We start from the raw sequence: 8,870 nt of genomic DNA on the forward strand, positions 1-8,870 counted from the left end.
TTCTTTTAACTTTTGATATAAGTATTTCTTTAGAAAAAAATTTAAAAAATATCAAAGAAAATATTAAAAAAATTAAAGTAGGGGAAGTTATGAACTCTATTTTTTACAATAAAGAAAAAAATATTTTCCCCAAAGAACATTTTTTATCTATTTTTAAAAAAAAAATTATAGAAAATAATAAAGATTTATTCATTATAACCAAAAATTTATTAAAAAAAATGATTCATAATTTTAATAATTTTTTAACTATTTTCTATGATTCAAATGATATTTCTAAAAAAAATTTATCAAAAATAGAATTTTTTTTAGAAAAAAAGTTTCCTAATTTAGAAATAGAAAAAATACAAAATGATAATGAAATTTATCCTTATGTTTTTGTTTTAGAATAATTTTTTTTGAAAAAAATAAATTATTTATTTTTTTGTATGAATCTAATTTTTTATTATAAAAATTAGATTCATTTTTTTGTGGGTATGGCGAAATTGGTAAACGCGCATGTTTGAGGGGCATGTGAGAATTTTTCTCTTGTGAGTTCAAATCTCATTATCCACACCAAATAATATTTTTTTAAATTTATCTCTTTTTTTTATTTTTTCTATATAATCAATTAGATATATGTTTTTTTTATATTTAAAAATTTATTTAAAGAATACAAGAGAAAAATTAAAAAAATAATGTTTAAAAAAAGAGGATATCAAAATGAAAAAAAGATTATTTTTTTTTGATATTGATGAAACTTTATATAGCAAAAATTCAAAAAAAGTTTTATCACAAACAAAAAAATTAATTTTGAAATTATATCAAAATAATAATAATATATTAGGCATCGCAACTGGAAGAAATTATCAAAATTTAAATATCATTAGTGATCTTTTGCCTTATTTCAAATATTTAGTTCTTACAAATGGTGCTTTAGTTTTAGAAAATAATAAAATTATCGATGAAAATTTTATTAATATTCAATATATAGAAAATATTTTACAAATAATTCAAAATTTATCTTCTGAAGGTAATAAAATTGTCGCTTCATGTGTAAGTATCGATGAAACATCCTTTTTTTATAATAATGATATAAAACAATTAGAGATAATAAAAGAATGGCAAAAAAAATTTATGATTTCTATTAATAATAAATTATACTTACAAAAAAAAATTTTCTTAATTAATATTTTCGGAGAACAAAGAAATAAAATAGAACCTTTTTTGAAAAAATTAAATTATTTTAATAGTTATTTTTGGAATGATCATATCGATTTAACAATAAAAAATATTTCAAAAGCTTATGGAGTAAAAAAAATTAAAGAAAAATATCCTGATTATGAATTAATTTGTACCGGTGATGGTTGTAATGATTTAGAAATGTTAGAATTAGCTGATATTGGTATTGCGATGGAAAATTCCGAATATGACGAAATTTTTAAAAAATCAAATTTAAAAGCTCCTCATATTAATGAAAATAAAATGTTTGATTTTTTTAAAAAACATAATTTATGTTAATTTCAAAAAAATTGAAAAAAATTTTTAATTAATTTTATTAGTTATTGTAAATGATAAAATATTTTTTATTATTTATTATTTTATTTAAAAATCAAAGGTTTTAATAAATGAAAGAAAAAGAAATAGATATTTTTGTTGATAATTTTAAAAAAATAAAAGAACAAGAAAAAAAAATATTTTCTCGAATTGTGAATAAATTATTTCAAGTAAATTATTTAACTATTCAAAAAAAAGAAGATATAAATGATTATCATTTTATTTTACTGCAAGAAAAACTTTTTTCTTCTTTTTTTAAATTAATAGATTTTAAGCTAGAAATTAAAAAATATGACGGAGTTATTTTTATAAAAAACTTACTCAATTTTAATAAATTAAAATTAAAAAAAGAAGAAAGTTTAATTTTATTAATATTAAGAGTTTTGTTCCAAGATAAAAAAGAAACTACAGCTAATAATATTATTCAAATCTATTTAAAAGATATTTATCACAAATTATATAATATCAATTATAAAGAAATAAAAAAATTAAATAAATCTAAGATAAAAAATATTTTATCTTTATTAAAAAAACACAATATAATCAATTTGATAGATGATAATGATATTCTAAAAGATGATTCGATTATTCAAATTTATCCTTCTATTATTTATTTAATTGATTTAGATATGATCGAAGAATACCAAAAAATATTTAATTCTAAAGAAAATAAAAATAATTAAAATGAAAAAATTAACTAAAATACAATTAATAAATTGGCATTTATTTTCTTTTCAAAGTATAGAAATTAAAGATAATGTTTTAATTTCAGGAGAAAATGGTTCAGGAAAATCAACTTTAATAGATGCTTTACAATATGTTTTAATAGGAGAAAAAAATAATATTAAATTCAATATAGCGGCCAATGATAATGCTAAACGCTCATTAGAAAGTTATATCAAAGGAAAGATCGGACTTGAAAATAAAGAATTTTTAAGAAATCAAGATGTTATTACACATATTGTTTTAGAGTTTTATGATTCTAATAAAAATGAATATACTATTTTTGGATGTATTTTAGAACTTTCCTTAAGAGGAATTTTAAAGGAATCATTTTATCTTATTTCTGGTTTTAATTTAAAGTCAGAAATTTTTGTTTCTAAAAATGAACCAAAAAATTCTAAAGAAGTACAAGAATATTTAAGAAATTATAAAAAAGATTTTAATTTTTTTGATACTAAAAAACAATATCAAACTGCAATTGGCGAATATTTAGGAATTAATATAATTAAATATTTAAAAATATTACCTAAAGCTTTAGCTTTCAAACCTTTAAATCTTCAAAAATTTATTTTTGATTTTTTATTAGAAGAAAACCCAATAAAAATAAATAATTTAAAAAATAATGTCCAACAATTAAAAAAAATTGAATATCAAATAGAATTTGAAAATAAAAAATTAAAAGAATTAGAAGAAATCGTTCAAATCAAAAAAAAAATAGATTCTTTAGAAAAAAAAATAAAAATTAATAATTTAATTGAAAAAATATTGAAATTAAAAAAAAACGAGTCAGATCTGAAATATTTCAACAAACAAAAAGAAAATTTATCTTTACAATTGGATAATTTGTTGTTAGAAAAAACAAAATATAAAGAAAGCATAGAAATTTTAAATGATAATATTTTAGATTTACAAACTAATAAGAATCAAAATAATTTAAGTTTTTATTTAAATTCTTTTACAAAAAATTTAAAACAAAATGAAAAAATATTAAATGAATTAGAAAAACAAATACTTGATTTTAAAAAAAAACTTCAAGAAGAAGTCATTATTTTAAAAAAATTATCATTTTTAGAAAGTGATGATACTTTTCTTCAAGAAAGTTATTTTAAAATTAATAATTTTTTTCAAAAAATAACATTAGAAGAAAATTTTCTTTCATTAAAAGATGATATTCAAAAAATATCTTATTATCTATCAAAAAAAATAATCGATTTTAACATAGAAAAAGATAATTTAAAAAAAGAAATTATTATATTACAAAACAAAATTGATAATAATAATCATGAAATTAAAATGATTAATTATACTTCTTTTTCTCAAAATAATAATTTTAATAAAATAATTCTTTTATTAAAAGAAGAATTAAAAAAAATATACAATGAAAATATTTTTGTTTATCCCTTGTGTGAATTAATAGAAATAAAAGATGAAATCTGGCGAAATGCAATAGAAGGTTTTTTAGGATATAGAAAATTTAATTTAATTATTGATCCTAAATATTTTAATATTGCGTTAAAAATATACGGTAAATTGCAAGATGATTTAAAAATTTATGACATAGGTTTAATAAATATATCAAAAATTCCTGAAATACCTATTAATTATGATAGTTTAGCTTCTTATATTAAAAGTGATAATTCAAATGCTTTAAAATATGTTAGGATATTACTATCAAATGTAAAGTGTGAAACAAATATTGAAAATTTAACAAAACATAAAATAGCTATCACTCCACAAGTTATGTTATATAGTAATTATACTGCTAAAAAAATAAATCCTAAAATATATAAAATACCTTATATAGGAATCAATTCTTCAAAAATACGTAAGGATATTATTGAAAAAGAATTAGATATTCAAAAAAAAAATTTAATCCAAAAAAAAGAACATTTAAACAAAAATGAAAAGTTAATAGAAATTATTTCTAAAAATAAAATGTATTCTTTTATTAATTTTAATTATTTAAAATTATTAAAAAACAAAATAGAAATAGAAAATAAAAACATTAATTTGCAAAAAGAAATAGATAAATTAAAAAATAATAATGAAATAATTATTATAGAAGAAAATATTATAAAATTAAAAGAAGATAAGAAAAATAAAAATAATAAATTAGATGAAATATTATTACAAATAGCAGAAACCAAAAATACAAAAAATATTTGTGAGATTAAAATTAAAAATTTAGAACAAGAAATTTTTTTAGAAAAAAAAAAATTATCAGAAGAAAAAGAAAAAATAGAATATACTCAAACACAATCAAATATTTATATAGAAACAAAACCTAATAATTATGAAAAAATATTTCAAACTTTGAAAGAAGAAAATAAAAAAATAGAAAAGCAAAAAAATAATTTTCAAATAGATTTAATTTCTTTAATGAAAATATATATAAATAATTATAATTTATTTAATATTAAACCTAAATTAGAAAATTTTTATTTTTTTTTGCAAGAATATAATTTAATTAATTCTAAAAATTTAATAGAATATGAAAAAGAAATTAAAGAATTAAGTTTAAAAACAGAGATTATTTTTAAAGAAGAATTTATTAATAAATTAAGAGAAAGTATTATAGAAGCACAACAACAAATCAAAAAATTGAATCAAGTTTTAAAAAATAAACCTTTTGGAAACGATTACTATCAAATTGTTATTAAACCTTCTGAAGAACCCGAATATAAAAAATATTATTCTTTTTTAACAGATTTCAATAATTTAGACAAAATAAATTCATATATTGAAAAAAACAATGATGCTTATAAAAATGTTTTTTTAGATGAATTATTTCAAAAAATAATATATTTTGAAAAAGAATATGAAAATATTTATCATTCTTTTTTGGATTATCGTAATTATTTAAGTTATGATATTAAAATTTATGATCAAGAAGGTAATTTTTCTTTTTTTTCCAAAAATTTTAGAGAAAAATCAGGTGGAGAAACCCAAGTTCCTTTTTATATTATTATATCTATTTGTTTTGAACAATTATTATCAGAAAATAGTGAAAATAAAGGATTATTAGTTTTTTTTGATGAAGCTTTTAATAACATGGACGAATCTAGAATAGAATCAATGATGTCTTTTTTTAATAGTTTGAAAATGCAATTTGTCATAGCTATTCCACCTCAAAGAATTGTTAATATTATCCCTTATACTAAAACAAATTTAGTTGTTATCAAAGAAAAAAATTATGCTATCGTAGAAAATTTTATGAAGAATTAATAAATTAAAAAAAATACTTTTATATTTTATATTTTTTTTCATTTATCAAATTAACTTTTTTATTTTTTAAATATATTATTTTTTTAATAATTTTTTGGAAATATATTTATAAATAAAAAAAAGAAATTTTTTTATATTCATCTTTAAAAAATATTTTTTTTAAGTTCAATATTTTATTGAAAATGTTTTTGTTTTTATATATAAATTCAAAATTTATATTATAATTAAAATATATAATATTTTGAATATTTTAAAAATAATTTTCTTCTCCAATTAGGAGTAGTACTCAAGTAGGTTATAAGAGGCGTCCCTGCTAAGGACGTAGTCCAAGATATTGGTGCAAGGGTTCGAATCCCTTCTACTCCGCCAATTTTCAAATAATAAAATAAATATTTTTTTATAATTTATCTTATTAATGAATATCATTTTTAAGACATTTTGTAATTATTAAAATAATTTTTTAAATATTTATTTATAAATCACAAAATAAATTAAATATTTATTTTTAATTTTTAGAAAATAAATATTATAAAAATATCAAAAAACGAAAGTATTATAAAGCAAAATAAAAATGAATAATAAAATTAATTATAAAAGAATTTTTTTTTACTTTCAAAAAAAGTTATCTTTTTTATTTAATATTTTTTTTAATTTATTTTTTATTTACATATTTTTTATTTTTATTTTAAATATCACTATAAAAGATCATAAAAAAGTTTTAAATTTTTCTTATTTCAATTTTTATAAAGTTGCAAGTAATAGCATGTTTCCTGATATAGAAAAAGGAAATATAGTTATAATTAAAAAAATTTCTGATGAAGAGTGCTATAATTTAAAACCTTCTTCTTCGGATTTAAATAAAGATGGCGATATTGTTGTTTTTAAAAATGAAAATATTACAAATGATCCTATTATTCATAGAATAATAGAGAATAATAAAGAAAATAGAGAAATTATAACATTAGGAGATAATAACGAAGGAAGAAGAGATGAATCTACTTCTTATGATAATATAATCGGAAAACATGTATACACTATTCAAAAACCTTACTTTTTAATATTTTTATTATATTTTATTATCTTTTTACCCAAAATTATATTTTTTTTGTTAAAAAAATTCCAAAAAAAAATATAAATCAAAAGAAATATTTATAATAAAAAAATATTTCATAGTATTTTAATAAATAATATTTATTTTTATTTCTAAAATTTAATTATTCAGAAAACAAAAAATTATCTAAAAATAAATAAAATATATTGAGTTATCTTTATATAATGTTTAAAATAAAAAAATCTTAAATTAAAATATATTTTTAAAAAATTAGAAAATAATTTAAATTTGAAAATCTTTTTTATACAAAAAGATAGTTCTTTTATTAAATATTATTTTTAAATATTTTTAAAATTTTAATTCTCAAATATATAATAATTTTTTTAAAAATTAAATTTGTTTAAAATATAAAAAAATATTAATTTTTATATTTTTGATATTATAAAAATATAAAATAATAAAAATGATTATGAAAAAACAAGAAATAAAAAAGAATTTAAATTGCCATTTTTTAGAAAAAAATAATTTATTTAAATCATTAGAACAACAAAATGAAAATATTATAGGATCTGATGAAGTTGGAACTGGTGATGTTTTTGGACCAATCGTTTTTTGTGCTGTATTGGTTAATCAAAAACAAATTCCTTTTTTAAAACAAATAGACATCAAAGATTCTAAAAAATTATCTCCCTTTCAAATTCAAAAAATAATGAATGAAATTAAAGGCAAATTTTTATATCAAGTAAAAATTGTTTCTCCTTCAGAATATAATAAATTAAATAAAATTTATAATTTAAATAAAATCAAAGCATTATCACATAATCATACAATTTTAAATATTTCCAAAAAAATAAAAAAAAAAATTGTCATTTTAGACCAATTTGTTAATTATAAACTCTATTTCAATTATTTAAAAGAAGAAAAAGAAATTTATAAAGATATTATTTTTGAAACAAAAGCAGATTCTAAATATATGAGTGTCGCTTTAGCCTCTATTATTGCGAGAAGTATTTTTTTAAATGAAATGAAAAAAATAAATAAAAAAATAGGTATTAATTTGTTTTTAGGAGCAAGTTATAAAGTAGATGAACAAATTAAACAAATTTATCAAAAAAAAAATTTAATTTTTTTTCAAAAAATAGCAAAATGTAATTTTAAAAATATCAAAAAAAATATCAAAAATATTGATAAATAAAATATCTTTTTCTTTAAAATAAAAATTTTATTTTATACAAAAAAGAGGTTATTATATAATGAATACTATTTTCACTAAAATAATTAAAAAAGAAATTCCTGGTTATATTCTTTACGAAGATAAAATAGTAATTGTTTTTTTAGATATTATACAAGCAACTCAAGGTCATACATTAGTAGCTACTAAAGAGGAATATATTAATATTCAAGATATTCCCGAAAATGTTTTTCAACATATTTTTATGATAGTTCATAAGATAAGTAAGGTTTTAATAAAAACTTTTAATTGTTCAGGAATTAATTTATTAAATAATAATGGTTTAATTTCAGGTCAAACAATACAGCATTATCATGTTCATTTATTTCCTCGTTTTTCTTCTGAAGAGTTAAAAATAATTTTTAATGATAATAGTAATAAATTAAAAAAAAACGATTATGAAAAAATTAGAGATAAAATTTTAAAAAATTTATAAAATTATTTTTTAAAAAAATAAAAATTTTTTTCATTTTTTTGAGTTAAAATATGAAAAAGAAAAAAATGTTAAAAAACAACAACAAAAAAAGCGAATCGCAGAGAAATTAAATTATCACAACTCAAATTAAACTTAATTTTTTGTTTTATCATTTTTTTGTATTTTGTTTATTAGTTTTTATTTTAAATTTTTTTTTTGATTCTTTTTTTATAAAAAAAAGAATTTTTAAAAAAATTAAAATTTTTTTATATTATAAATATTTTTATTTATTAATAAAAAATATAAAATAAAAATCAACTATTTTAAAGTTGATTTTTTATTTATAAAAATTAAATAAATCTAAATTTTTTTTTTATTTAAAAAAATAATTTTAAAAAAAACAAAAATAAAGATGAAAAATAAAATTATAAAAAAATTATTATTTAAACAATTTTCTTTTTTTTTATAATAAGAACTTATTTGAGAACTTGTTGATTTAATATCAGTTATTTGTAAATCAGCTGGATTTAAACCAGTATTTGATTTATAGATAACATCTTTTATTGTTTGAGGTTCATTATTATCTAACCAACCTAAATCTTTTCTTGATAATACACTACTGAAAGGCGGTTTGATTCGGAATGTTACCTGTTCACTACCTAAGAAATAAGAAGGTGAACTTATTTGAGCAC

General features: G+C 16.4%; 7 protein-coding genes, 2 tRNA genes and 1 pseudogene. 9 read left to right on the forward strand and 1 reads right to left on the reverse strand.

Annotation, left to right across the window (positions count from 1 at the left end; genetic code table 11):
* The 9 genes and pseudogenes from Q8777_RS01985 to Q8777_RS02025 all read left to right on the forward strand — a co-directional run.
* A pseudogene (locus tag Q8777_RS01985) lies at positions 1–389 on the forward strand (DAK2 domain-containing protein); the annotation flags it as partial.
* Between the two features lie 78 nt (positions 390–467).
* Positions 468–555: transfer RNA gene (locus Q8777_RS01990), tRNA-Leu, on the forward strand.
* 144 nt (positions 556–699) lie between these two features.
* Positions 700–1,497, forward strand: coding sequence for an HAD family hydrolase (locus Q8777_RS01995; RefSeq protein ID WP_318676506.1), 798 nt, complete (start codon positions 700–702; stop codon positions 1,495–1,497).
* 107 nt (positions 1,498–1,604) lie between these two features.
* The gene (locus Q8777_RS02000; protein ID WP_318676507.1) at positions 1,605–2,216 is read left to right on the forward strand and encodes a DUF4194 domain-containing protein; all 612 of its coding nucleotides are present in this window, start codon (positions 1,605–1,607) and stop codon (positions 2,214–2,216) included.
* A gap of 1 nt (position 2,217) precedes the next feature.
* Positions 2,218–5,481: an SbcC/MukB-like Walker B domain-containing protein gene (locus tag Q8777_RS02005; protein ID WP_318676508.1), complete on the forward strand. Its 3,264-nt coding sequence runs from the start codon at positions 2,218–2,220 to the stop codon at positions 5,479–5,481.
* Between the two features lie 276 nt (positions 5,482–5,757).
* Positions 5,758–5,850: transfer RNA gene (locus Q8777_RS02010), tRNA-Ser, on the forward strand.
* A gap of 202 nt (positions 5,851–6,052) precedes the next feature.
* Complete coding sequence (locus tag Q8777_RS02015) at positions 6,053–6,616, forward strand: signal peptidase I (RefSeq protein ID WP_318676509.1); 564 nt, start codon at positions 6,053–6,055, stop codon at positions 6,614–6,616.
* A 379-nt stretch (positions 6,617–6,995) separates the two neighbouring features.
* Positions 6,996–7,727 carry a ribonuclease HIII gene (gene rnhC, locus Q8777_RS02020; protein WP_318749374.1) on the forward strand — a complete coding sequence of 244 codons (732 nt, stop codon included), beginning with the start codon at positions 6,996–6,998 and terminating at the stop codon, positions 7,725–7,727.
* A 58-nt stretch (positions 7,728–7,785) separates the two neighbouring features.
* A complete protein-coding gene (locus Q8777_RS02025; protein ID WP_318676511.1) occupies positions 7,786–8,199 on the forward strand; it encodes an HIT family protein in 414 nt (137 codons plus the stop codon).
* A gap of 339 nt (positions 8,200–8,538) precedes the next feature.
* Here Q8777_RS02025 and Q8777_RS02030 read toward each other — a convergent pair.
* The coding region (locus Q8777_RS02030) for a hypothetical protein (RefSeq protein WP_318749454.1) at positions 8,539–8,870 on the reverse strand (332 nt) is incomplete at its 5' end.

The organism is Candidatus Phytoplasma stylosanthis (assembly GCF_032886435.1).
In the GTDB taxonomy this organism is placed as follows: domain Bacteria; phylum Bacillota_I; class Bacilli_A; order Acholeplasmatales; family Acholeplasmataceae; genus Phytoplasma; species Phytoplasma stylosanthis.